General features: G+C 65.8%; 21 protein-coding genes. 13 read left to right on the top strand and 8 right to left on the bottom strand.

The window, feature by feature from the left end; translation table 11 throughout:
- The first annotated feature begins 62 nt into the window (after positions 1-62).
- The 10 genes from ABGI63_RS03655 to ABGI63_RS03610 all read left to right on the top strand — a co-directional run bounded on the left by ABGI63_RS03655 (position 63) and on the right by ABGI63_RS03610 (position 7,896).
- Positions 63-1,769, top strand: coding sequence for a hypothetical protein (locus tag ABGI63_RS03655; protein ID WP_349741103.1), 1,707 nt, complete (start codon positions 63-65; stop codon positions 1,767-1,769).
- 95 nt (positions 1,770-1,864) lie between these two features.
- On the top strand, positions 1,865-2,677 hold the full coding sequence (locus ABGI63_RS03650; protein WP_349741102.1) for an alpha/beta fold hydrolase: 813 nt from the start codon (positions 1,865-1,867) through the stop codon (positions 2,675-2,677).
- A gap of 349 nt (positions 2,678-3,026) precedes the next feature.
- Positions 3,027-4,160, top strand: coding sequence for a 6-pyruvoyl trahydropterin synthase family protein (locus ABGI63_RS03645; RefSeq protein WP_349741101.1), 1,134 nt, complete (start codon positions 3,027-3,029; stop codon positions 4,158-4,160).
- Complete coding sequence (queE, locus tag ABGI63_RS03640) at positions 4,157-4,792, top strand: 7-carboxy-7-deazaguanine synthase (protein WP_137945352.1); 636 nt, start codon at positions 4,157-4,159, stop codon at positions 4,790-4,792. The genes ABGI63_RS03645 and queE overlap by 4 nt, the downstream gene beginning before the upstream one ends.
- Before the next feature lie 228 nt (positions 4,793-5,020).
- Positions 5,021-5,335, top strand: coding sequence for a nucleotide pyrophosphohydrolase (locus ABGI63_RS03635; RefSeq protein WP_262972223.1), 315 nt, complete (start codon positions 5,021-5,023; stop codon positions 5,333-5,335).
- A gap of 21 nt (positions 5,336-5,356) precedes the next feature.
- Positions 5,357-6,022, top strand: a complete 666-nt coding sequence (locus tag ABGI63_RS03630) for a 3'-5' exonuclease (RefSeq protein ID WP_349741100.1) — start codon at positions 5,357-5,359, stop codon at positions 6,020-6,022.
- 103 nt (positions 6,023-6,125) lie between these two features.
- Positions 6,126-6,644, top strand: a complete 519-nt coding sequence (locus ABGI63_RS03625) for a GNAT family N-acetyltransferase (RefSeq protein WP_137945355.1) — start codon at positions 6,126-6,128, stop codon at positions 6,642-6,644.
- A 157-nt stretch (positions 6,645-6,801) separates the two neighbouring features.
- Positions 6,802-7,176 carry an AbrB/MazE/SpoVT family DNA-binding domain-containing protein gene (locus ABGI63_RS03620; RefSeq protein ID WP_349741099.1) on the top strand — a complete coding sequence of 125 codons (375 nt, stop codon included), beginning with the start codon at positions 6,802-6,804 and terminating at the stop codon, positions 7,174-7,176.
- Positions 7,173-7,634: a hypothetical protein gene (locus ABGI63_RS03615; protein WP_349741098.1), complete on the top strand. Its 462-nt coding sequence runs from the start codon at positions 7,173-7,175 to the stop codon at positions 7,632-7,634. The genes ABGI63_RS03620 and ABGI63_RS03615 overlap by 4 nt, the downstream gene beginning before the upstream one ends.
- 43 nt (positions 7,635-7,677) lie before the next feature.
- Complete coding sequence (locus tag ABGI63_RS03610; RefSeq protein WP_137945357.1) at positions 7,678-7,896, top strand: hypothetical protein; 219 nt, start codon at positions 7,678-7,680, stop codon at positions 7,894-7,896.
- A gap of 7 nt (positions 7,897-7,903) precedes the next feature.
- Here ABGI63_RS03610 and ABGI63_RS03605 read toward each other — a convergent pair whose 3' ends face one another.
- Entirely contained in the window at positions 7,904-8,935 is a 1,032-nt protein-coding gene (locus ABGI63_RS03605) for a hypothetical protein (RefSeq protein ID WP_349741097.1), read from the bottom strand.
- A 115-nt stretch (positions 8,936-9,050) separates the two neighbouring features.
- Between ABGI63_RS03605 and ABGI63_RS03600 the strand changes: the two genes are divergently transcribed.
- Positions 9,051-10,028, top strand: a complete 978-nt coding sequence (locus ABGI63_RS03600; protein WP_349741096.1) for a helix-turn-helix transcriptional regulator — start codon at positions 9,051-9,053, stop codon at positions 10,026-10,028.
- Here the strand turns inward: ABGI63_RS03600 and ABGI63_RS03595 are convergent.
- The 3 genes from ABGI63_RS03595 to ABGI63_RS03585 all read right to left on the bottom strand — a co-directional run bounded on the left by ABGI63_RS03595 (position 10,016) and on the right by ABGI63_RS03585 (position 12,491).
- Entirely contained in the window at positions 10,016-10,606 is a 591-nt protein-coding gene (locus ABGI63_RS03595; RefSeq protein WP_349741095.1) for a cob(I)yrinic acid a,c-diamide adenosyltransferase, read from the bottom strand. The genes ABGI63_RS03600 and ABGI63_RS03595 overlap by 13 nt on opposite strands.
- Before the next feature lie 60 nt (positions 10,607-10,666).
- On the bottom strand, positions 10,667-10,909 hold the full coding sequence (locus tag ABGI63_RS03590) for a hypothetical protein (RefSeq protein WP_349741094.1): 243 nt from the start codon (positions 10,907-10,909) through the stop codon (positions 10,667-10,669).
- A 79-nt stretch (positions 10,910-10,988) separates the two neighbouring features.
- The gene (locus tag ABGI63_RS03585) at positions 10,989-12,491 is read right to left on the bottom strand and encodes an OmpP1/FadL family transporter (protein ID WP_349741093.1); all 1,503 of its coding nucleotides are present in this window, start codon (positions 12,489-12,491) and stop codon (positions 10,989-10,991) included.
- Positions 12,492-12,632: 141 nt separating this feature from the next.
- On the opposite strand from ABGI63_RS03585, the gene ABGI63_RS03580 reads away from it, so the two are divergent.
- Positions 12,633-15,137 carry a penicillin acylase family protein gene (locus ABGI63_RS03580; RefSeq protein ID WP_349741092.1) on the top strand — a complete coding sequence of 835 codons (2,505 nt, stop codon included), beginning with the start codon at positions 12,633-12,635 and terminating at the stop codon, positions 15,135-15,137.
- 82 nt (positions 15,138-15,219) lie between these two features.
- Positions 15,220-16,641 (top strand): FAD-binding oxidoreductase, encoded by a 1,422-nt coding sequence (locus tag ABGI63_RS03575; protein ID WP_349741091.1) that lies wholly within the window; start codon positions 15,220-15,222, stop codon positions 16,639-16,641.
- A 13-nt stretch (positions 16,642-16,654) separates the two neighbouring features.
- Here ABGI63_RS03575 and ABGI63_RS03570 read toward each other — a convergent pair whose 3' ends face one another.
- From ABGI63_RS03570 to ABGI63_RS03555, 4 genes are all read right to left on the bottom strand, one after another.
- Positions 16,655-18,163, bottom strand: a complete 1,509-nt coding sequence (locus ABGI63_RS03570) for a SpoVR family protein (RefSeq protein WP_349741702.1) — start codon at positions 18,161-18,163, stop codon at positions 16,655-16,657.
- An 86-nt stretch (positions 18,164-18,249) separates the two neighbouring features.
- Complete coding sequence (locus ABGI63_RS03565; RefSeq protein ID WP_349741090.1) at positions 18,250-19,530, bottom strand: YeaH/YhbH family protein; 1,281 nt, start codon at positions 19,528-19,530, stop codon at positions 18,250-18,252.
- Positions 19,531-19,544: 14 nt separating this feature from the next.
- On the bottom strand, positions 19,545-21,467 hold the full coding sequence (locus tag ABGI63_RS03560; RefSeq protein WP_349741089.1) for a PrkA family serine protein kinase: 1,923 nt from the start codon (positions 21,465-21,467) through the stop codon (positions 19,545-19,547).
- A gap of 398 nt (positions 21,468-21,865) precedes the next feature.
- Complete coding sequence (locus ABGI63_RS03555) at positions 21,866-22,783, bottom strand: ParB/RepB/Spo0J family partition protein (RefSeq protein WP_349741088.1); 918 nt, start codon at positions 22,781-22,783, stop codon at positions 21,866-21,868.
- Positions 22,784-22,791 lie beyond the last annotated feature (8 nt).

The raw sequence follows: 22,791 nt of genomic DNA, 5'->3' as shown, positions 1-22,791 counted from the left end.
CGACGGCTAGGCGCCGGCCCTGCGATCCCCTAATGTCGGGCGCACACTCCCTGGAGACCGCCATGCCCGACAGCGCCGACATCCTGTGGTTCAAAAAACAGTTCCAGGCCCGCATCACGCCGGCGCTGGCCGGCACGCCACTGACGGTAGACATGATCACCGCGATCGCCTGCCAGGAGACCGGTGCCATCTGGTCGCTGCTGCGGCGCAAGAACCTGGGCACGAACAAGATCCTGGCCCTGTGCGTTGGCGACACGCTCGATGCCGACAAGGGCCGCCGCGCCTTCCCGCAGACCAAGGCCGATCTGCTCGCCGCGCCCGATGGCGCGGCGATGTTCGAGATTGCCCACCAGGCCCTGGTCGACATGGCACAGCACATCCCCGGCTTCGCCGCTGTGGCCGCGCGGCCGCACAAGTTCTGCCACGGCTATGGCCTGTTCCAGCGCGATCTGCAGTTCTTCCTCAGCGACCCCGACTACTTTCTGGAAAAGCGCTATGAGCGCTTCGAAGACACGCTGGCCCTGTGCGTCGACGAGCTGAAGAAGGGCCTGCGCAAGCTGGGTCTGCAGGACCGCAGCGAGCTCAGCGACCAGGAGCTGGCCGCCGTCGGCATCGCCTACAACACCGGCGGCTTCAAGCCGACCAAGGGACTCAAGCAGGGGCATTTCAACGGCACGCAGTTCTATGGCGAGGCGCTGTTCGACTTCATCCGCCTGGCCCATACGGTGGCGCTGAGCGGCGAAGATGCGCTGCTTGACGCGCCGCCGCCCGGCCAGGCCATCCTGCCGCCGCCCAGCCCCGTCACCGCCGAAGGCCCCCAGTTCCGCGTCAAGACCCAGCTGTCCATGCTGCGCGTGCGCAGCGAACCGCTGATCAGCCAGCCCGAGACCGCCAATGTGATCAGCCACCTGCCGGACGGCCATCCGGTGCGTGCCGTCAGCGGCAAGCCGGTCAAGGGCTTTCTCGAGATCGAGACCAGCCTGGCCGGCGCACTGATCCGCGGCTTCGTCTCGGCCAAGTTGCTGGTGGCCGATGCCGCGCCGGAGCCGATTGCCGTCGTCGAGCCAGCGCCGGCCCTGCCCAGCAGCGGCATCGTCGCGGTCTGGATGCCGCGCAAGAGCGGCTCGGTGACACGCCGCATCGACCTGGCCAATGCCCATTCGCTGAACGAAGCCGGCCAGCCGCAGCGCAAGGGCGGTGATGCCGAGACCCTGCGCCAGGAGCTGGCCGCCATCATCGACTGGCTGGCGGTCGACAAGCCGGCCCATGGGCGCTACCAGCCGCGCAGCGGCCTGACCTTCTGCAATATCTACGCGCATGACTACTGCCATCTGGCCGGTGTCTACCTGCCGCGGGTCTGGTGGTCGGCCCATGCCTTGCTGAAACTGGCCCAGGGCGAGACGGTGGCGCCGCTGATCGGCAACACCATCGTCGAGCTGCGTGCCAACGATCTGTTCCGCTGGCTGCGCGACCATGGTGCCGTCTTTGGCTGGCGCCAGACCGGCTCCTTGACCAAGCTGCAGCAGGCCGCCAACCAGGGCGCGATCGGTCTGATCATCGCGCGGCGCAAGGAAGACGGACGCTCCGGCCATATCGTGCCGGTGGTGCCCGAGCTCGGTGAGCTGCGGGCCAGGCGCGACAGCGCCGGCGAGGTCATGGCGCCGCTGCAAAGCCAGGCCGGGGCCAGCAACTTCCGCTTCGGCACCGGCAAGGCCGGCTGGTGGCTGGGCCAGGAGTTCGCCGAGAGCGCCTTCTGGATACACGCTTGAACAAACGAAACCGCCAGACCCGGCCGCAGAAGCCGGGCTGAAACCGCAGCCGCCGAGACTGCCAGCCTGTTGTTGAACAAGACAAGGCTTGCACGATGACCGCCACCCTCTCCCTGAACATGCAGCGCCTGGGCCAGGGCCGTCCGCTGCTGTGCCTGCATTCCAGCAGCGCCAGTGCCGGCCAATGGCGCGGGCTGGCCGAGCAGTTGCAAGGGCAGCGCGAGCTGCTGATCCCCGATCTGCCCGGCCACGGCCGCAGCCCGGACTGGCCCGCCGATGCGCCCATCGGGCTGGGGCTGGAGAGCGACGCAGTCTGGGCCGCGCTGGGCGATATCGAGGAGCCGCTGGACATCGTCGGCCATTCCTATGGCGGCGCGCTGGCGCTGCAGATGGCGGTGGAGCGCCCGTCTTGTGTGCGCTCACTCACCTTGTATGAGCCGGTATTGTTTGGTCTGCTGCGTAGACACGAGCCCTGGGGCGAGGCCTGGAGCGAAATATCCCAGATCGCCCGCATCGTCAGCGAGCTGGTCGGCGCCGGCCGCTTCGAGGCGGCGGGCCAGATGTTCTGCAACTACTGGGCGGCCGGTCCGGCCTGGCAGGGCATGAACGACAACCAGCAGCAGCGCATCGCGCGCTGCATGCCCAGCGTCGATCGGCATTTCGCCGCGCTGTTCGCCGCCACCTGGGGGCCGCGCGAGCTGGCCCGGCTGCGGGCGCTGCCGCTGCGCCTGGTCTGTGGTTCGCTGACCCGGGCACCGGCACGCCGGGTCAGCGAGCTGCTGTCCCTGGCGCTGGAGCAGTCCGAGCTGTGCATGCTGCCCGGCGCCGGCCATCTGGGGCCGATCAGCCATGCGGCGATGTTCAATGCAATGGTGGGGTCCTTGCTGGAGGCGGCGCCGGCACTGTGACGGACAAAGCTGTGCACAATATTTGAACAAGACCCCAGTTATCCACAGCTGTTTGCGTTGAGCCGGAGTTGTTATCTGTCGGTGTGCCGCGCTGACCCCAAGCGACCCACATGCTTTGACCGCTTGCAAGTGCTTGAATCAGAACGGAAAAAACAGCTTGTCCACAGCCGCAGCGCTGCTCTACTAAGACTACTAATCTGAAAGATAGAAATACCAGTAAGAAGAGCGGAGCGTTTCTCCGCTGTATTTCAAAGCCTGAGCGGCCCGGGCGGGCTTGGTCGCGCGGTTAGCGCACAAAGCCCGGCTCATGTCACACTGCCGCCCCGTGTGCATCGCGCCACGGAGCGCCATGCACACGACCACCACATCCCCCGCCCCACTCCCCTCCACGCTGTACTCGGCTTCCTGCGGTTTCGAAGCCGCCTGCCAGATCCCGGCCTTGCCCGAGGGCCATCGCAGCCGCGGTCTGCACGGCCACAGCTATCTCGCCACCGTCAGGGCCGCGCTGCCGCCCCACTGGGCGCCGTTTCCCGGCGCGGAGGTCGAGGAATTGCGCCGGCGGCTGGAAGCCTGTCTGGCGCCGCTGGATCACGGGCTGCTGAACACCACGCTGGAACAGCCGACCGACGAAAACATCGCGCGCTGGATCAAAAACCGTCTGGAGCAGGCCTTCGATGTGCCGGGGATCCAGCAGATCGGCATCCAGAGCACCGCGCACAGCGGGGTCGATCTGGATGTCAGCGGCCGCGCCCATGTCTGGCGGCGCTACCGCTTCCAGGCCGCGCACCAATTGCCGAATGTGCCGCCCGGCCACAAATGCGGCCGCATGCATGGCCACGGCTTCGAGGTCATCGTCCATGCCAACCAGGATCTGGGCGAGCGTGATCTGAGCATCGACTACGACCATCTGGACGAGGTCTGGGCGCCCTTCCATATGCAGCTGAACTACCAGTGTCTCAACGAGATCGAGGGTCTGGACAACCCCACCAGCGAGGTGATCTCGGCCTGGCTGTGGCAGCGGCTGAAGCCCCAGCTGCCCGAGCTGTCCTGGATCACGGTTTATGAAACCGGCTCCTGCGGCGCCAATTTCGATGGCCAGCAGTACCGGATCTGGAAGGAGCTGACCTTGGACAGCGCGATCCAGCTCAAGCGCGCGCCGGCCGGTAGCCCGTTGCGGGCCATCCATGGCCATACCTACACCTTGCGCCTGCATCTGAGCGCCGAGCTCGATGCGCTGAAGGGCTGGACGGTGGACTTCGGCGATGTGAAAACACGCTTCGATCCCATCTTCAAGGCCATCGACCACCGCCCGCTCTACGAGATCGCCGACCTGCCCGATGGCGATAGCGCCAGCCTGGCGGCCTGGGTGCTGGCCAAGGGCCGGGCCGTGCTGCCGCAGCTGGACCGGGTCGATATGTACGAAACCCGCGGCTCGGGCGCCATCGTCAGCGCCTCGGGCATTGATGATCTGATTCCGGTATGACTTACGCTGTCAAAGAGATTTTCTATACCTTGCAGGGCGAGGGCGCGCAGGCCGGCCGGGCTTCGGTGTTCTGCCGTTTTGCCGGCTGCAATCTGTGGAGCGGGCGCGAGCAGGACCGGGCCAGCGCCGTCTGCAACTTCTGCGATACCGATTTCGTCGGCACCGATGGCCAGGGCGGCGGCAAGTTCGCCACGGCCGAGGCCCTCGCCGCCGCGATTGCCTCGCGCTGGCCCGCAGACCGGCCTGGCAGGCCTTATGTGGTCTGCACCGGGGGCGAGCCCCTGCTGCAGCTCGACGCGGCGCTGATAGAGGCGCTGCACGCCCGCGGCTTCGAGATCGCGGTCGAGACCAATGGCACGCAGCCGGCGCCCGAGGGTTTGGACTGGATCTGCGTCAGCCCCAAGGCCGACAGCGAGATCGTGCTGACCCGCGGCCATGAGCTGAAGCTGGTCTATCCCCAACCGGCCGCGCTGCCCGAGCGCTTTGCCGGCCTGGACTTCGAGCATTTCTTCTTGCAGCCGATGGACTCGCTGCTGAAGGCCCAGCACACCCGCGCGGCCGTGGCCTATTGCATGGAACACCCGCAGTGGCGGCTGAGCGTGCAGATGCACAAGGTCATCGGCATCGAGTGATGGAACAAGTCTGTGGATAAGTCTTGAGCAAGTGGGTGCTTGTCCACAGCAATGTCTTGTGCAACCAAGTTGTTGTCGGCTGAGCCCGGCGCTGTCCCGGCTTCGGCGCACAGCCTTTTGGTGCTGCTAAGTCTTTGAATTCAAAGCGACTTTGCCAGCTGTCCACAGCAGGCTGCCGGCTCTACTACGACTACCAAGTTAAAAGATCTAAATACAGGGATTGAAGACATGGACATCCGGAACCTGCAGCAGCGGCTGCGCCAGTTCGCCGCCGAGCGGCAGTGGCAGCCCTACCAGACGCCCAAGAACCTGGCGATGGCCATGGTCGTGGAGGCGGCCGAATTGGTGGAGATCTTTCAGTGGATGACACCGGAAGAGTCGCAGGCGATTGCGCAGGATCCGGCCAAGCTCGAACATCTGGGCGATGAAGTTGCCGATGTGATGCTCTACTTGCTGCAGATTGCCGATCACAGCGGCGTCGATATGGCGGCGGCAGTCGAACGCAAGCTGGCCAAGAATGCCTTGAAGTACCCGCCGCCCTGAATCTTTTCTCCTCTCAACCGCATGCAGACCATCGCCGTCATCGACTTTGAAACCACCGGCCTCGGACCCGGCGCGGGCGGCCGCGCCACCGAGATCGCGGCGGTGCTGGTGCGCGGCGGCAAGATCGTCGGCAGCTACCAGAGCCTGATGAACAGCGGCGCCTGGGTGCCGCCTTTCATCGAGCAGCTGACCGGCATCAGCAATGCGATGCTGGCCCAGGCGCCCGATTCGGCGCGGGTGATGCGCGAGGTGGCCGAGTTCACGCGCGGCTGCCCGCTGGTGGCGCACAACGCCTCGTTCGATCGCGGCTTCTGGTTCCATGAGCTGGAGCGGGCCGGCTGCGAGCGCGACAGCGCCCATGAGTTCGCCTGCACCGTGCTGCTGGCGCGCCGGCTCTATCCGGAGGCGCCGAACTGCAAGCTCGGCACGCTGGCCCAGTTCCATGCGCTGCCGGACATGGGCCGGGCTCACCGCGCGCTGGCCGATGCGCAGACCACCGCTCATCTGCTGCTGCGCATGCAGGCCGATCTGGCGCAACGCTTTGCGCGTGAGCTCGGGCCCTTGCGCGTCGAGCACGCACTGCTGGCGCGGCTGCAGCGCGCGGCCAAGACGGCTTTGCAACGCTGTGTATCCGACTACGCCCGGCCGCAGCTGGCGGCGCGCAGTCCGGCACTGGCCGCGAACTGACGGCAGAAAAAAACCCGCTGTCAAGCGCTCATCGCGGCGCTTTAGGGGCGCAAAATTCCGCCCTTCCGTTTTTGTTTGAGTTCCCAGAGTTCTATTCATTCGTATGTCGAGTATTCAGGTCCGTCCGGCCACCCTGCGTGACGCCAAAGCCATTGCCGAAATCCATGTTGCAGCCTGGCAGGACGCGTACAAGGGGCTGCTGCCCGATGCCGCACTGGACGCGCTGTCGGTGCAGAAGCGCCAGGCCTTCTGGCGTGAGGCCATCGATCTTTGCGAGCCCCAGGTGCTGGTGGCCCATATCGACAACGAGGTGATGGGCTTTGTCGGCTTCGACCGCTCGCGCGACAAGGGCACGCCGTCGACCACCGGCGAGATCTGGGCCATCTATGCCTCGCCGGTGCATTGGGAGAAGGGCGTCGGCCTGGCCCTGTGGGATGCGGCCCGCGATGGCCTGCAGGAAGAAGGTTGCACCAAGGTGACCTTGTGGACCTGGCTGCGCAATGAGCGCGCACTGCGTTTCTTCGAGCTGGCCGGTTTCAAGCGCGAGCTCGGCAGCACCAAGACCACCGAGGTCAGCGGCGTGCGTTTGGAAGAGCTGCGCCTGCAGCGCTCGCTGGTCTGAGACCCCAAGCTCCGTTGATGAAGCGCCCTTCAAAGGGCGCTTTTTTTCGTCCCTCCGATCACCCTTCCGAACCACAAGGGCCAGGTCTTGCCTACGCACTTTCCGCCGGTCGGAAAACGTTAAAGTAATGGCCCCTTACTTTCCACAAGTCCTCCAAGTGCTGGCCAAGATCACCTCCAAGAACCAATTGACGCTGCCCAAGAGCGTGACCCAGGCCCTCGGGCCGGTGCAGTATTTCGAGGTGCAGGAGAAGGCCGGGCAAATCATCCTGACCCCGGTGCGCATCCAGCGCGGCGACGCGCTGCGGGCCAAGCTGGCCGAACTGGCCATCGACGAAAAAACGCTGGATGCGGCGCTGGACTGGGCCCAGAAGGCAGCGGCAAAACCATTGAGTGCCAAAAAGACCGCAGCGGCCAAGAAGCCAGCCGTCAAGAAGCTGGTGGCGGCGCGCAAAACAACGGCGGCAAAAAAACCATCGAGTGCTGCCAGGCCGGCCGTCAAGACAGTCAGCAAGCGCAAGACCGCGCGATGAGCACCGCTCGCCGATTGACCAAAGCGATCGCCGCGCCGACCGTGGTGTTCGACACCCGGCTGCTGCTGGGCGCCCTGGTGTCGGGCGATGCCCGGGCGCAGCGGCTGCGCCAGAGCTGGCAGCTCGGGCGCTGCCAGGCCCTGGTCGATCCGGCCAATGCACGGGCGCTGATGCTGGCGCTGGCCTGCCCGGTGCTGGGGCTGTCGGCGACGCAGCAGCATGAGTTGCTGGCCGACTATCTGCCCTATGCCCAGGTGCTGCCGGCCGAGGCGCCGGCAGCTGCCAGGACCGCACGGCTGCCGGCCTTCGAGCAGCTCGCACTGAGCCTGGCGCAGGGCGCGCGCGGCCGTGTTCTGGTCAGCGACAGCAGGGCATTGCGGGCGCTGGTCGCACGTTCCGCCAAGCCCGGTTTCAAGCTGCTGGGCAGCGAGGAATTTTTGACGGCGCTGAGGGTTTGACGGGGCGGCAGCGTCACACAAGCTCTGCTAGATTCGCCGACCGATGAGCAACTTCGACCGATCAATTTCCAGCGGCATGTGGCGCGTGGTGTTCTATGAGCGCCGCGGCAACCGCGTACAGATGGACCGCACCGGTCCCTGGCTGCCCAACAAGAAGCTGGCCGAGCAATGGGCGCACTGGTTCGGCGAGCGCGGTCACCATGTGGCCCTGCAGGACCAGAGCGGCGGCATGGAGAAGGTCAGCCAGGGTTTGCCGGGCTGAATATTCGTCAGGCGGCTGCCCGGTAGCCGCCGCGTTCCAGCGCCCAACCCTCGGTGGCGCTCAGGCGCGGATGGCGCTGCACATGGACGGTGCTGAGCCGCTTGGCGGCGGCGCGCTGCACCAGCTTCTCGGCCTGGGCGGCGTTCAGCTGCAGCGCGAAACGGACCCAGCGCTTTTGCACCAGCGCATCGCTCCAGGCGTCTTCGAGCGCCCAGCGGATGTCCTGGGCCTCGGTCAGCACGCCGACCCGGAGCACCCGTGGCGCCAGCGCCATCAGGAAGCGGTTGAAGTCGGCGCGCAGCGCATCGCCCGGCAGCAGGGCCTCGATGCGCGCCAGGCGGGCGCTCCAGCCCGGTGTCGCGAGCTGGCGGGTCACCAGGGCCTGCAGCGCCTGGATCGGATTGAACAGGCGCAGCCGGTTCGGCGGCAGCAGATGCAGCGGGATCGTCGCCGCTTCCTCATGAGACAGCTCGGTGACGAAGCTGCACAGCACCGCGACCCGCTGCCATTCGGCCGGGCCCAGGCCGGCGATGCGCTGGAAAGGGCCTTCATTGACGCTGCCGGCGATCTCGTTCGCCTCGGCCCAGCCATGGGCGGCCTTGGCGGCATTGGCGCCGGCACTCATCATCGCCAGATTGCCGGCCGCGTAGCCGGCATCGTTGCGGACGCGGTCGACGGAGGCCTGGCCCAGCAGCGGCTGGCGCAGGATGGGGCAGTAGTCGACCGTGATCTGCTGCAGATAGTTGGGTGTGACTTGCACATCCTCGAAGCTGCGCCCGCGCGCCCAGGCATGGGTGCGCAGCTGCAGCCACAGCTGGGTGTGGCGGGAGGGCTTCAGCGTGCGGCGGCCGAAGGTGGCCGAGCCGGCCTGCCAGCCCTGCAGCAGCGGCGACTGCGCATACAGATGGGCCACCGGCGGCGCCACCCCATGGTGGGCGAAATCCCAGCCCAGCTCGAAGCCGAGGCTGGCAGGCGCGGCCTGTTCGACGGGGAGGATGCCCAATTCCATCTGGGCGGATGCTGCTGCGATCTGTGCCATGAGGTGCTCCGGTTGCGGCTGCCATCGATTTGTCAGCAACCATGTGGCACAGTGTCTGACCTCACTAGCTCATGGAATGAGCCAGTAAAAAAATCAGAGAAGGGATGGCCATCGCATGGACAGGACCGAGCGCTTCTACAAGATCGAGCTGCTGATACGCGGCCGTGAATGTGTCAGTTTTGCGACTTTGCTGGAGGCGCTGGAGGTGTCGCCGGCGACCTTGAAACGCGATCTGCAGTACCTGCGCGAGCGCATGGATGCGCCGATCGAGTACGACGCGCTGGCCAATGGCTACCGCTTCGGCCAGCAATGGCGCGGCCAGCAGCATGAGCTGCCGGGGGTCTGGTTCAACGAGAAAGAGCTGCATGCGCTGCTGACCATGCACCAGCTGCTGTCCGGGCTGGACGAGAACGGCATCCTGAGCCGGCATCTGCAGCCCATGTTCGACAAGCTGACCGGCATGCTGGGCACCGATGCGGCCGAGGCCAAGGAGATGACGCGGCGCGTCAAGCTGATCAGTACCGCACGCCGGCGCGTGGCCAGCGAGTATTTCGAGACGGTGGGCAGCGCCGTGGTGCAGCGTCAGAAGCTGCGCATCAGCTATCGCAAGCGCGGCAAGGGCGGCGGCACGCTGGGCTCGCGGGTGGTGTCGCCGCAGCGCCTGGTGCATTACCGCAACACCTGGTATCTGGATGCCTGGTGCCATCAGAGCGAGGGCCTGCGCCGCTTTGCGCTGGACGCGATGGAGGCTGCCGAGCTGTTGGACGAGAAAGCCAAGCCGGTGGCGCTGAAGGCGCTGGAGACGGAGCTCGACCAGGGCTACGGCATTTTTGCCGGTGGCCAGACCCAGCAGGCGCAGCTGGTGTTCAGCGCCGAGGCGGCGGCCTGGGTTTCACGCGAGGAGTGGCACGCCAGCCAGCAAAGCGAGTGGCTGGCGGACGGGCGCTGGCAGCTGGAGGTGCCGTATGTGGATGCCACCGAGCTGCTGATGGACCTGCTGCGCCACGCCGGCCAGGTCGAGGTGCTGGCGCCGCCGGCGCTGCGCCAGGCCTATGCGAAGCGGCTCAGGGAGGCCGCAGCTCAGCTGGATTGATCGGCGGCGTCCTGGCGCTTCAGGCGCTCGCTGTGCCAGTAGACATCGTCGCCGCCCAGCCCGTCGAGGTTGGCGCGGTTCAGCACGCGGGCCAGCACGAAGAGCAGGTCGGACAGGCGGTTCAGGTACTGGCGCGGCGCGGCGTTGATGCTCTCCTGCGCGGCCAGGGTGACGACGGCGCGCTCGGCGCGGCGGGCCACGGTGCGGCAGACATGGGCGATCGCGGCGCTGCGCGTGCCGGCCGGCAGGATGAACTCCTTCAGCCGGGGCAGGGCGGTGTTGTAGTGGGCCAGGGCCTCGTCCAGGCGCAGCACGGCGTCCATCTTCAAGAGCTCATAGCCGGGCATGCACAGCTCGCCGCCGAGATTGAAGAGCTCATGCTGGATCGTGATCAGCAGCTCGCGGACATCATCGGGCAGCGGCTCGGCCAGCAGCACGCCGATCTGCGAATTCAGCTCGTCGACATCGCCCATGGCCTGCACACGCAGATGGTCCTTGGGCACGCGGCTGCCATCACCCAGGCCGGTGGTGCCGTCGTCGCCGGTGCGGGTTGCGATTTGAGAGAGTCGGTTGGCCATGGGGCTTGATGTCTGCGGGTCTTGGGAAGACCCGCATCTTGCCCGAGTTCGGCCTTGGGGTCAGCCGCGCCGGCCGCTGCGGTGGAAGTCAGGCTTGTGGGCGGCGGCCGGGCTGCGATGCGGCAGGTGGCCGGGCCGGCCCTGATAGGGGCCGTGGGCGGAGTCGGCCGGCGGCAGGGCGCTGCCCTTGTTGCCGAGCTTGAGCCACTCGCGCCAGATCAGGCCCATCAGATCGAAGCGCAGCGCGCCGATCAGGGCCAGCAGCAGGACGAGCAGCAAGAGCAGGCTGGCGGGATCCGACATGGCCGACCTCCTTCATCAGGAACAGGCCTCTATGGTGTCACCGGCCGGCCTTGGCGGCAAGCCGGCACCAGGGTCGGGCTCAGAACTGATGGTTGTACTGCAGGCCGAACAGGGCCGAGCTCAGCTGATAGCGGCCGCGCAGCGTGGCGCAGCTGGAGGTGTTGCCGGCCGTGTTGCAGACGGCCGAGCCGACCGCATTGCGCTGGCCGCCGTTGTCGAACATATCGATCTGGCTGTCGGCCACATGGATATAGCTCATTGCGAAGTCCACCGAGCGCTTGTTGTCGAGCTTCCAGTTGAAGCCGCCGGACAACCAGGTACGGTCGTTGTCCGGGATCGACGGTGTGCGACGCACGGCAGTCACCGGCGACTGGTCGAAGGCCACGCCAGCGCGCAGGGCCAGCGCATCGCTCCATTTGTAGTTGATGCCCAGCGAGGCACGCACCGTGTCTTCCCAGCGCTGCAGTGTGTTCGAGTCGGGCAGGTTGTTGGCGAAATCGATGCGCAGCTCCTGGAAGCGCGAATGCTTGGTCAGCGTGACATCACCCATCACCGCGAACTTCTTGTCCTGCTCCTTGTAGAAGGAGAAGGACAGCGACTCCGGCGTGTTGACCTTCAGGCGGGCATCGCTGTCGGTATAGAGGCCGACCAGGCGCTGCTGCACCTGGGTGCCGGCGCCGGGCAGGGCGGCGTTCAGCAGCGCACCCAGATTGCCGGCGGGGGTCTGCACCTGCCATTGCGAATCGCCCTTGAGCTGGTGCTTGATGCGCGAGCGGTAGGCGATGCCGAAACGCGTGCTCTCGTCATAGTGGTACATCAGGCCCAGATTGAAGCCGAAGCCCCAGTCCTTGCCCTCGACATCGACCCGGCCCGAATAGGTCGGATTGCCGGAGACCTGCTTGATCAGCCCACCCAGCTGATTGATCACGGCGGCACGCACCACGTCCAGCGGCACGCCCGGCGCCGCGTTCGCGGCCACCTGCTGCTCGATCACCAGATTCATCGCGCCCGAGCCGAAGTCGGCGGCCTTGGACAGCTTGCCCTCGATGTGCTGGGCCGTCAGGCCGGCACCCAGGCTGAGCTTCTCGTTGAGCTTGAAAGCGATCGAGGGATTGAAGGCCAGGGTCTTCAGCTCGGTGCCTATGCTGTTGTAGCGGCCGGTCCAGTCCTTCGAGTAATCGCTCTTGGAGCCGAAGGGCACGAAGATGCCCAGGCCCAGGCTGAGGCGGTCCGAATACTTGTGGGTGATGTAGCCATGGGGCACGGCGGTGGCCTCGACGAACTTGCCGCCGTTGCTGCCGCTGATAGGCAGGCCCAGCGAGGTGATGCTGCCCTGGTCCTTGAATTTGCCCTCGGGCACGACGACATTGAGCACGCCGCTGGCGCGGGTGCCGTCGAGACGGGTCATGCCGGCGGGGTTGTAGAACACAACCGTCGCGTCGCCGGCTTCGGCGGCGTTGGCATTGGCCGTGCCCTGAGCCGAGGCCGACTGCGAGCCGAAGTGATAGCCCGAGGCCATCACGGAGGAAGCGCTCAGTGCGGACAGCAGACCGAGCAACAGGGGTGTGGGGGCGAATCGCATGCGGTCTCCGTATGTTTTGAGGGTAGGCCGGGTAGCTGGCCTTTTGCATTTGATGATAGCCTGCCTGACGTATACGGAAGCCCGCTCTGCGTTACGGCTCGCACAGGCCGTTGTCGTGATAAAACACTAAGGAGACACCCGATGACAAGACAGACAAAAACGCCGACTGCCGCGCGCAGGCAAGGCCTGACCCCCGTCGCCGGCGCCTGCAGCCTGCTGGCCCTGGCCGCGCTGCTGAGCGCCTGCGGCGGCTCCGGCGATGCCGATCCGACCGCACCGCCGCCGCCGGCCGCGCCCGGCTTCGCCGCCGAGATCCGCTACACCAGCTATGGCGTACCCCATATCAAGGCCGACAACTTCAAGGGCGCCGGCTATGGCTACGGCTACGCCTTTGCCGAGGACCATGTCTGCCTGTTCGCCCAGGAGCTGGTGACGATGCGCGGCGAGCGTTCTCGCTATTTCGGTGACTTCGATGCCAAGGGCGTGCCGATCAACTATCTGGGCCAGTTCGGTGCCGCCACGCCCAATCTGGCCTCCGACTTCTTCTACAAGCTGCACCTGACCCCGGCCCTGGCGCAGGCGATGCGGGCCGCCGCCGGCGCCGACACGCGCGATCTGGTCAGCGGCTTTGTGGCCGGCTACAACCGCTATCTGCGCGACAAGGGCGTCAACGGCCTGCCGGTCGAGTGCAAGGGCGCGGCCTGGGTCAAGCCGATGACCGAGGACGAGGCCTACTGGCGCTTCAGCCAGGCGGCGATGGCCGGCAGCTCGATCCAGTTCATCGAGGCCATCGGCAGTGCCCAGCCGCCGGTCGTCAAGGTGGCGGCCACCCCGGTGCTGAGCAGCAAGGCGCTGAAGACCCAGCGCAGCCAGCTGGCGGTGCTGAACAGCCCGCTGGTGCAGGCGACCAACCCGCTGTTCGAGCACGCGGTCGGTTCGAATGGCTACGGCCTGGGCAAGGACGTGACGCAGAGCGGCGCCGGCATGGTGCTGGGCAACCCGCACTTTCCCTGGTGGGGCGCGCTGCGCCTGCACAAGCTGCACCTGACCATTCCCGGCAAGCTCGATGTCTTCGGCTCCACCTTGCTGGGTGCGCCGGTGCCGCTGATCGGCTTCAACAAGGACGTGGCCTGGACCCATACCTTCTCGACCGACAACCGCTTCACGCTGTTCCAGCTGAAGCTGGACCCGGCTGACCCGACCCGCTACCAGGTCGACGGTGCCTACAAGGCGATGAGCAAGACCGCGCTGACGGTCGAGGCCCTGCAGCCCGATGGCAGCCTGAAGACCCGTCAGCGCACGCTGTACGGCACCGACTTCGGCCCGCTGCTCAGCGACGGCGCCACCTTCAGCTGGAGCGGCGCGGCGGCCTTTGTGATCCGCGACGCCAACTACACGAACTACAAGCTGATCGACCAGGCGCTGCTGAACAGCATGTCCACCAGCGCCGAGAGCCTGCGCCAGAACCTGGCCACGCACAACGCGCTGCCCTGGGTCAACACGATGGCGGCCGACAAGAACGGCAAGACCCTCTACGCCAACTACTCGGTGGCGGCCAATGTCAGCGATGCCCAGCTGGCGAGCTGCGTCAACAGCCCCACCGGTCAGTTCCTGCTGGCCACGCGCGGCCTGGTGCTGATGGACGGCAGCAAGAGCAGCTGCCAGTGGACCGGCGCGATCCCGGCCACCCAGCGGCCCTATGTGCTGCGCGACGACTACATCGTCAATGCCAATGACAGCCACTGGCTGCCCAATGAACAGGTGCGGCTGACGGCCTTCCCGAAGATCATCGCCACCGGGCCTGATGCCGAAGGCATGCCCCAGGGCGAGCGCACCCGCATGGGCATCGTCCAGGTCAAGGACAGGCTCAGCAATGCCGACGGCCTGGGCGGCAACCGCTTCACCCTCGCCAATCTGCAGCAGGTCTATGCCAAGAGCCGCTTCTTCCGCGCCGAGATGTGGCTGGACGAGTTCCTGGCCGCCACCTGCGCCGGCAAGCCTCAACCCATCGTCGTCAAGGGCACGAACGGCGTCGACACCGACATCACCAAGGCCTGCGGCGTGCTGGCCATCTGGAAGAAGACCGAGGGCCTGACCGATCCGGGCGCCCTGCTGTTCCGCAAGCTCTATGAGCTGGCCGGCGAGCTGGAGGAGGCCGGCTACTGGCGCGTGCCCTTCAGCGCGGCCGATCCGGTGATGACGCCGCGCGGCTTCAACACCGCCAACACCAAGGCCGTCACCTTGCTGGCCGATACGGTGCAATGGTTCGCGACCAACAAGTTCGCGCTGGAGGAGATCAATGCGCGCAAGCAGGTGATCATCCGTGACAGTGCGCCGATCCCGTTCCCCGGAGGCCGCTACACCTTCAACAATGTGCGCGGCAATCTGGGTGCCTCGGGCCTCTACGGTGACCCGGTCTATGGCAACAGCTATATGCAGTTCGTCACTTTCGATGCCAACGGCCCGGTGGCCGAGGGGGTGCTGACCTACTCGCAGTCCAGCCATCTGCTGTCGCCGCACTTCTCGGACCAGACCAGGCTCTACTCGGACATCTTCCTGAAGGGGGCCAAGTGGGCCAAGCTGCCTTTCAGCGAGGCCGAGATCAAGGCCGACCCGGCCTACAAGAGCATGAGCATCAGCGAGTGAGCGCCAAGGTCTGGGCGCATCGCGCTCAGACCTCTGCCGCAAACGCGCAGAATGGGCGCTTCGGACACCCGGAGCGCCCGCGATGAATGCTTCTTCCCCACCCGCCCATCTTCTCGCCGCCGAGCGCCGGCCCCTGCCGGCCGCGATGCTGGAGGCGCTGAAGGCCCGCTTTGCCGAGCGCTGCGCCACCGCGCTGGCGGTGCGCGAGCAGCATGGCCGCGATGAGTCGCCCTTCGATGTGGCGCCGCCCGACTGCGTGGTGTTTGCGCAGAGCACCGAGGAGGTGGCCTTTGTGCTGGCCTTGGCGCATGAACACCATGTGCCGGTGATCCCCTATGGCGCCGGCTCCTCGCTGGAGGGCCATCTGCTGGCGGTGCAGGGCGGCGTCAGCCTGGATGTCTCGCGCATGAACGAGATCCTGCGGGTCAACGCCGAAGACCTGACCGTGACGGTGCAGGCCGGCGTCAGCCGCAATCAGCTGAACAACGAGATCCGCCACAGCGGCCTGTTCTTCCCGATCGACCCCGGCGCCGATGCCTCGCTGGGTGGCATGGCGGCGACGCGGGCCAGCGGCACGAACGCGGTGCGCTACGGCACGATGCGCGAAAACGTCCTGGGGCTGACGGTGGTGACACCGCAGGGCGAGATCATCCGCACCGGCTCGCGCGCCCGCAAGAGCAGCGCCGGCTATGACCTGACGCGCCTGTTCGTCGGCAGCGAGGGCACGCTGGGCGTGATCACCGAAGTCAGCCTGCGCATCTACCCGCTGCCCGAGGCGCTGTCGGCGGCGATCTGCTTCTTCCCCAGCATTGATGCGGCGGTGCAGACCACGATACAGATCATCCAGATGGGTGTGCCGATCGCGCGCTGCGAGCTGCTGGACGCGCATTCGGTGCGGGCCGTCAATCTGCACGACAAGCTGGGTCTGCGCGAGGCACCGATGCTGCTGATGGAGTTCCATGGCTCACAGGCCGGCGTGGCCGAGCAGGCCGAGACCGTGCAGGAGATTGCCCGCGAGTTTGGCGGCGAGGACTTTGAATGGGCGACCACGCCCGAGGCCCGGACCAAGCTCTGGACCGCGCGCCACCACGCCTATCTGTCGGCGCTGCAGACCAAGCCCGGCTGCCGCTGTGTCACGACCGACACCTGCGTGCCGATCTCGCGCCTGGCCGAGAGCATCAACGAATCGGTGCGCGAGGTCGAGGAGGCCGGCCTGCCGTACTTCATCGTCGGCCATGTCGGCGACGGCAACTTCCATCTCGGCTATCTGATCGACCCCGCGATCCCGGCCGAGCGCGAGACCGCCGAGCGGCTCAGCGCCCAGATGGTGCAGCGCGCGCTGCGCCTGGAGGGCACCTGCACCGGCGAGCACGGCATCGGCCTGCACAAGCAGGGCTTTCTGGTCGAGGAGGCGGGCGAGGGCGCCGTGGACGTGATGCGTCAGCTGAAAAAGGCGCTGGACCCCCGCAACATCATGAATCCGGGCAAGATCTTCGCGCTCTGAACCTGCGGCGGGCTCAATGCTCGGGGGCGGGCACGCTCCAGCGCTTGGTGATGTCGCCCTTGTCGTTGGCGCTCTCCATATGGACGCCGAAGCCCCACAGCCGCGCCACATGCTTGAGCACCTCCTGTGCACTCTCATGCAGGGGCCGGTTCTGATGCTGGGTGTGACGCAGTGTCAGTGAGCGGTCGCCGCGCAGATTGACGTTCCAGACCTGGATATTGGGCTCGCGGGTGCTGAGGTCGTACTGGCGCGACAAGGCCTCGCGCACATGCTGGTAGCCCGCCTCGTCGTGGATGGCCGAGATCTCGTACTCGCGCTGCGCGGCGTCATCGACGATGGAGAACAGCCGGAACTCGCGCATCAGATGCGGGCTCAGGTACTGGCCGATGAAGCTCTCGTCCTTGTAGTTGCGCATCGCATGGTCCAGCGTCGGCAGCCAGTCGGCACCGGCCAGGTCGGGGAACCAGCGGCGGTCCTCGTCGGTGGGCTTCTCGCAGATGCGCTTGATGTCGGTGTACATCGCGAAGCCCAGCGCATAGGGGTTCAGATTGGCCATCGCCGGCTGTGCCACGACATTGGTGTGGGACTTCAGCCACTCGATCATCATGCCGTCGCTGAGATAACCATCGTCATACATCTGGTTCAGCAGCCGGTGGTGCCAGAAGGTGGCCCAGCCCTCGTTCATCACCTGGGTCTGGCGCTGCGGGTAGAAGTACTGCGCGATCTTGCGCACGATGCGAACGATTTCCCGCTGCCAGGGTTCCAGCAGCGGTGCATTCTTCTCGATGAAGTAGAGCAGGTTCTCCTGCGGCTCCTCGGGAAAGCGACGCACCTCCTTCTCCTCCTCGGCCTTGTCGGCGCGACGCGGCAAGGTGCGCCAGAGGTCGTTGATCTGCTGCTGGGCATAGGCTTCGCGGTCGTGCAGGCGCGCGCGCTCCTGGGCCAGCGAGAGCTTGGCCGGGCGGCGGTAGCGGTCGACGCCGTGGTTCATCAGCGCATGGCAGGAGTCCAGCGTCTGCTCGACCGCATCCAGGCCATGGCGCTCCTCGCATTCGGCGACGAAGTTCTTCGCATAGACCAGGTAGTCGATGATGGACGAGGCATCGGTCCACATGCGGAACAGGTAGTTGCCCTTGAAGAAGCTGTTGTGGCCGTAGCAGGCATGGGCGATCACCAGGGCCTGCATGGCCAGCGTGTTCTCCTCCATCAGATAAGCGATGCAGGGGTCGGAATTGATGACGATCTCGTAGGCCAGGCCCATCTGGCCGCGCGAGTAGTTGCGCTCGGTGGCGATGAACTCCTTGCCATAGCTCCAGTGCCGGTAGTTGACCGGCATGCCGACCGAGGCATAGGCATCCATCATCTGCTCGGAGCTGATGACCTCCAGCTGGTTGGGGTAGGTGTCCAGGCCGTAGCGCTCGGCCGTGGCGCGGATGACATCGTGATAGTCCTCGATCAGGCCGAAGGTCCAGTCGCTGGGCGAGGGCAGGGGTGCTGCGGGGCGCTGCTTCAGCGGCAGCATCTGCCGCAGCGGCTCGCGGTGGCGCCGCCCGCCGTACTCATGCTTGTCGGGGGCGATGCCGATATTGCGGCGGTTCTCGATGACGCTCATGTGCTGGCCCCTTCCTTCTTGAACAGCTCGCGGAAGACCGGGTAGATCTGCGAGGCCTCGACGGCCTTGCGCATCGCGAAGTGACCGACCTCGTCGCTGAGCTTGGCGTACTCCTCCCAGAGGTTCTGCTCGGCCTCGGCCACCTGCACATAGGCGAAGTAGCGGCACAGCGGCAGGATCTTGTCGGCCAGCAGCTCGCGGCAACGGCCGCTGTCATGGTGCCAGTTGTCGCCGTCGCTGGCCTGGGCGCCGTAGATATTCCATTCGCTGCGCGGATAGCGCTCGCGGATGATCTCTTCCATCAGCACCAGGGCGCTGGAGACCACGGTGCCGCCCGTCTCGGTGGCGTGGAAGAAGTTCTGCTCGTCGACCTCCTGGGCCTGGGTATGGTGGCGGATGAAGACCACCTCGATCTTCTCGTAGTGCCGGGTCAGGAACAGATAGAGCAGGATGAAGAAGCGCTTGGCCAGATCCTTGCGGCTCTCGTCCATCGAGCCGCTGACATCCATCAGGCAGAACATCACGGCCCGGCTGGTCGGCACCGGCACCCGCACGCGGTTGCGAAAGCGCAGATCGATCGGGTCGAGAAAGGGAATGGCCTTGATGCGCTGGCGCAGGAACAGGATGCGGGCCTCGGTCTCCTGCAGTGCGGCCTGCACATCGAGCTTGCGCGCATCCTCGCGGTGCAGCAGGTCCAGGCGCTCCTCCAGCTCGTGCAGCTCGCGCCGCTTGCTGGTGCCCAGCGCGATGCGTCGGCCCAAGGCGCCGCGCATCGAGCGCACCACATGCAAGTTCGTCGGCGTGCCGTCCGAGACATAGCCGGCGCGGTGGCTCTTCCACTCCGGCGTATCGGCCAACTGGGTGCGTTCGAGGTTGGGCAGGGCCAGGTCGTCGAAGAAGACCTGCATGAACTCCTCGCGGCTGAGGTGGAAGACGAAGTCGTCCTCGCCTTCGCCCGAATCGCTGGCCTGGCCGCCGCCCTGGCCACCGCCGCCACCGGGCGGCTTGGCGATGCGATCACCACGCACATGTTCGGTGTTGCCGGGCCGCACCACCTCGCGCACGCCGCCCTCGCCATGGCCGAACACCGGCTCGCTGAGGTCCTTCTTCGGGATGCGCACCTCTTCGCCGCGCTCCATATCGCGGATGCCGCGGCCGTCGACGGCCCGCTTCACCGCCTCGCGGATCTGCTCCTTGTGGCGGCGCAGAAAGCGCTCGCGGTTGCCTATCGACTTGTTTTTCCCTGACAGCCTGCGATCGATGATTTGTTGAAGCATCGGGGCTCCTCAGATCATGAGCTCTTGCGGACTCTGAGATACCACTCGCACAGCAAACGCACCTGCTTGGCCGTGTAGCCCTTGTCCACCATGCGCTGGACGAAGTTCTCGTGCTTCTTGGCCTCGTCGGCACTGGCCTTGGCATTGAAGCTGATCACCGGCAGCAGCTCCTCGGTGTTCGAGAACATCTTCTTCTCGATCACGGTACGCAGCTTCTCGTAGCTGGTCCAGGCCGGGTTCTTGCCGGCATTGTTGGCGCGCGCCCGCAAGACGAAGTTGACGATCTCGTTGCGGAAGTCCTTGGGATTGCTGATGCCGGCCGGCTTCTCGATCTTCTCCAGCTCGCCGTTCAGCGCCGAGCGATCAAACACCTCGCCGGTGTCGGTGTCGCGGTACTCCTGATCCTGGATCCAGTAGTCGGCATAGGTGACGTAGCGGTCGAAGATGTTCTGGCCGTATTCGCTATAGCTTTCCAGATAGGCGGTCTGGATCTCCTTGCCGATGAACTCGGCATAGCGCGGCGCCAGCAGCTCCTTGATGAAGCCGACATACTTCTGCTCGGTCTCGGCCGGGAACTGTTCGCGCTCGATCTGCTGCTCCAGCACATACATCAGATGCACCGGATTGGCCGCCACCTCGGCGCTGTCGAAATTGAAGACCTTGGAGATGATCTTGTAGGCGAAGCGGGTCGAGACGCCGCTCATGCCCTCGTCGACGCCGGCGTAGTCGCGGTACTCCTGATAACTCTTGGCGCGCGGGTCGGTGTCCTTCAGGTTGTCGCCGTCGTAGACCTGCATCTTCGAATACAGCGAGGAGTTTTCCGGCTCCTTCAGCCGGGTCAGGATCGCGAACTGGCTCATCATCTTCAAGGTACCGGGCGCGCATTTGGCCTGGGCCAACGAGGAGCCGCGGATCAGCTTCTCGTAGATCTTGACCTCCTCGGAGACGCGCAGGCAGTAGGGCACCTTGACGATGTAGATGCGGTCCAGGAAGGCCTCGTTGTTCTTGTTGTTGCGGAAAGTCTTCCACTCGCTCTCATTGCTGTGGGCGAGCACGATGCCGTCGAAGGGGATCGCGCCAAAGCCCTCGGTGCCCTTGAAGTTGCCCTCCTGGGTGGCGGTCAGCAGCGGGTGCAGCACCTTGATCGGCGCCTTGAACATCTCGACGAACTCCAGCAGGCCCTGGTTGGCCAGGCACAGGCCGCCGGAATAGCTGTAGGCATCGGGATCGTCCTGCGCATAGGTCTCGAGCTTGCGGATATCGACCTTGCCGACCAGGGACGAGATGTCCTGGTTGTTCTCATCGCCCGGCTCGGTCTTGGCCACGCCGATCTGCTTGAGCACGCTGGGATAGCGCTTGACGACCTTGAAGCGGCGGATGTCGCCACCGAACTCCTCAAGCCGCTTGACGGCCCAGGGGCTCATCACGCGGTTCAGGTAGCGCAGCGGGATGCCGTATTCCTTGTCCAGCAGCGGGCCGTCCTCGGCCGCATTGAACAGGCCCAGCGGCGACTCGTTGACCGGCGAGCCGGCCAGTGCGTAGAAGGGCACCTGCTCCATCAGGTACTTGAGGCGTTCGGCGATCGAGCTCTTGCCGCCGCCGACCGGGCCCAGCAGGTAGAGGATCTGCTTTTTCTCCTCCAACCCCTGCGCGGCATGGCGGAAATAGCTGACCACCTGCTCGATCGCGTCCTCCATGCCGTAGAACTCGGCGAAGGCGGGATAGATCTTGATGGTCTTGTTCGCGAAGATGCGCGACAGCCGCGTGTCATTGCGGGTGTCCACCATCTGCGGCTCGCCGATGGCCTGCAGCATGCGCTCGGCTGCGGTGGCGTAGGCGAGGGGATTGCGTTTGCACTCGGCCAGATACTCTTCGAGAGAGATTTCTTCAACCCTTGTGCGTTCGTAGCGAGCGGCGAAGCTGCTGATCACGTCCATGCTGACCTCCTGTGTCGGGGTGAGACGGCGCGGGTCATGGGCTACCCGGCGTCGTCTGGGAAGTTCTGATGGCGCCCCTAAATCTGGGCCGAGGCGTCATCAGAGCTTTCCGAGGTTCAGCGTGATCTCTTCAACTCTAGCTTCGTTCAAGGCTGCCGCCTTGAACACAGGATAAGCCCTGTCTTAGGCCTTCAACACGTCGAATGCTCCCTGAGTTGACACCATGCTACGCCCTTCTGTGATTTTTCGTGCAAGGCAAGACCTGACCCCCTGAGCCACCCCCCCGAAAACGGTGGATGGGCAGCGAATATCAATATGCATAGGGCGTGCCAGCTTTGCTCGGCGCAGACAAAAAAGCCGTGAACGAGTCACGGCTTTGCACGGCTTTACCTGCGGACTTACTGCGGGCCGCGCAGCCGGTCGATCAGTCCGTTGAGTTCGTCCAGCGAGCCGAACTGGATCGACACCTCGCCCTGCTCGCCGCGCTTGGTGCGCTTCTTCACGCGCACCTCGACCTGGGCCGTCAACAAATCCGACAGCTCCTCCTCCAGGCGCAGGAGGTCGCGGCTCTTGTCGTTCTTGACGCGCAGCAAGGGCGACTGGCGACCCGCGCCCTGATGGCGTGCGACCAGCTTTTCGGCCTCGCGCACGCTGAGCTTCTTGGCGGCGATCTCGGTGGCCGTGGTGATCTGGTGGGCGCCGTCCAGCGGCAGCAGCGCACGGGCATGGCCCATGTCCAGATCGCCGGCCATCAGCATGGCCTGCACCGGTTCGGCGAGCTGCAGCAGGCGCAAGAGATTGCTGGCGGCGCTGCGCGAGCGGCCCACCGCCTGGGCGGCCTGTTCGTGGGTCAGGCCGAACTCCTCGGTCAGGCGCTTCAGGCCTTGCGCTTCTTCCAGCGGGTTCAGGTCCTCGCGCTGGATGTTCTCGATCAGGGCCATCGCCGCCGCGGCCTCGTCGGGCACGGTCTTGACCAGCACCGGCACCTCGCGCAAGCCCGCCAGCTTGGCGGCGCGGAAGCGCCGTTCGCCGGCGATGATCTCGTAGCGGGCCTCGCCGTCCTTGGAGGACTCGGCGCTGATGGGGCGCACGAGAATGGGCTGCATGATGCCCTGGCCCTTGATGCTCTCGGCCAGCTCGTACAGCGAGCCCTCGTCCATGCGGGTGCGCGGCTGGTATTTGCCGGCCTGCATCAGCTCCAGGCGCAGGCTGCTGGGTTCGCCGTCGCGGGCGGCGGCGCCAGCGTTCTCGCTGACTTTGGGGCCCAGCAGGGCTTCCAGGCCCATGCCGAGGCCTTTGGGTTTTTTCGTGACCATAGGGCGCG

This window comes from Roseateles cavernae (genome assembly GCF_040187885.1).
Lineage (GTDB): Bacteria > Pseudomonadota > Gammaproteobacteria > Burkholderiales > Burkholderiaceae_C > Roseateles_E > Roseateles_E cavernae.
This window is presented reverse-complemented; position numbering and strand designations above follow the sequence as displayed.

Excerpts from the sequence above, each read along its gene's own strand:
- ABGI63_RS03570 (WP_349741702.1), bottom strand. The coding sequence starts at position 18,163 with ATGCTGCCGCTGAAGCAGCGCCCCGCAGCACCCCTGCCCTCGCCCAGC.
- queE (WP_137945352.1), top strand. The coding sequence starts at position 4,157 with ATGACTTACGCTGTCAAAGAGATTTTCTATACCTTGCAGGGCGAGGGC.
- ABGI63_RS03600 (WP_349741096.1), top strand. The coding sequence starts at position 9,051 with ATGGACAGGACCGAGCGCTTCTACAAGATCGAGCTGCTGATACGCGGC.
- ABGI63_RS03595 (WP_349741095.1), bottom strand. The coding sequence starts at position 10,606 with ATGGCCAACCGACTCTCTCAAATCGCAACCCGCACCGGCGACGACGGC.
- ABGI63_RS03645 (WP_349741101.1), top strand. The coding sequence starts at position 3,027 with ATGCACACGACCACCACATCCCCCGCCCCACTCCCCTCCACGCTGTAC.
- ABGI63_RS03650 (WP_349741102.1), top strand. The coding sequence starts at position 1,865 with ATGACCGCCACCCTCTCCCTGAACATGCAGCGCCTGGGCCAGGGCCGT.
- ABGI63_RS03615 (WP_349741098.1), top strand. The coding sequence starts at position 7,173 with ATGAGCACCGCTCGCCGATTGACCAAAGCGATCGCCGCGCCGACCGTG.
- ABGI63_RS03555 (WP_349741088.1), bottom strand. The coding sequence starts at position 22,783 with ATGGTCACGAAAAAACCCAAAGGCCTCGGCATGGGCCTGGAAGCCCTG.
- ABGI63_RS03575 (WP_349741091.1), top strand. The coding sequence starts at position 15,220 with ATGAATGCTTCTTCCCCACCCGCCCATCTTCTCGCCGCCGAGCGCCGG.
- ABGI63_RS03585 (WP_349741093.1), bottom strand. The coding sequence starts at position 12,491 with ATGCGATTCGCCCCCACACCCCTGTTGCTCGGTCTGCTGTCCGCACTG.
- ABGI63_RS03630 (WP_349741100.1), top strand. The coding sequence starts at position 5,357 with ATGCAGACCATCGCCGTCATCGACTTTGAAACCACCGGCCTCGGACCC.
- ABGI63_RS03655 (WP_349741103.1), top strand. The coding sequence starts at position 63 with ATGCCCGACAGCGCCGACATCCTGTGGTTCAAAAAACAGTTCCAGGCC.
- ABGI63_RS03625 (WP_137945355.1), top strand. The coding sequence starts at position 6,126 with ATGTCGAGTATTCAGGTCCGTCCGGCCACCCTGCGTGACGCCAAAGCC.
- ABGI63_RS03605 (WP_349741097.1), bottom strand. The coding sequence starts at position 8,935 with ATGGCACAGATCGCAGCAGCATCCGCCCAGATGGAATTGGGCATCCTC.
- ABGI63_RS03580 (WP_349741092.1), top strand. The coding sequence starts at position 12,633 with ATGACAAGACAGACAAAAACGCCGACTGCCGCGCGCAGGCAAGGCCTG.
- ABGI63_RS03560 (WP_349741089.1), bottom strand. The coding sequence starts at position 21,467 with ATGGACGTGATCAGCAGCTTCGCCGCTCGCTACGAACGCACAAGGGTT.
- ABGI63_RS03635 (WP_262972223.1), top strand. The coding sequence starts at position 5,021 with ATGGACATCCGGAACCTGCAGCAGCGGCTGCGCCAGTTCGCCGCCGAG.
- ABGI63_RS03565 (WP_349741090.1), bottom strand. The coding sequence starts at position 19,530 with ATGCTTCAACAAATCATCGATCGCAGGCTGTCAGGGAAAAACAAGTCG.
- ABGI63_RS03610 (WP_137945357.1), top strand. The coding sequence starts at position 7,678 with ATGAGCAACTTCGACCGATCAATTTCCAGCGGCATGTGGCGCGTGGTG.
- ABGI63_RS03590 (WP_349741094.1), bottom strand. The coding sequence starts at position 10,909 with ATGTCGGATCCCGCCAGCCTGCTCTTGCTGCTCGTCCTGCTGCTGGCC.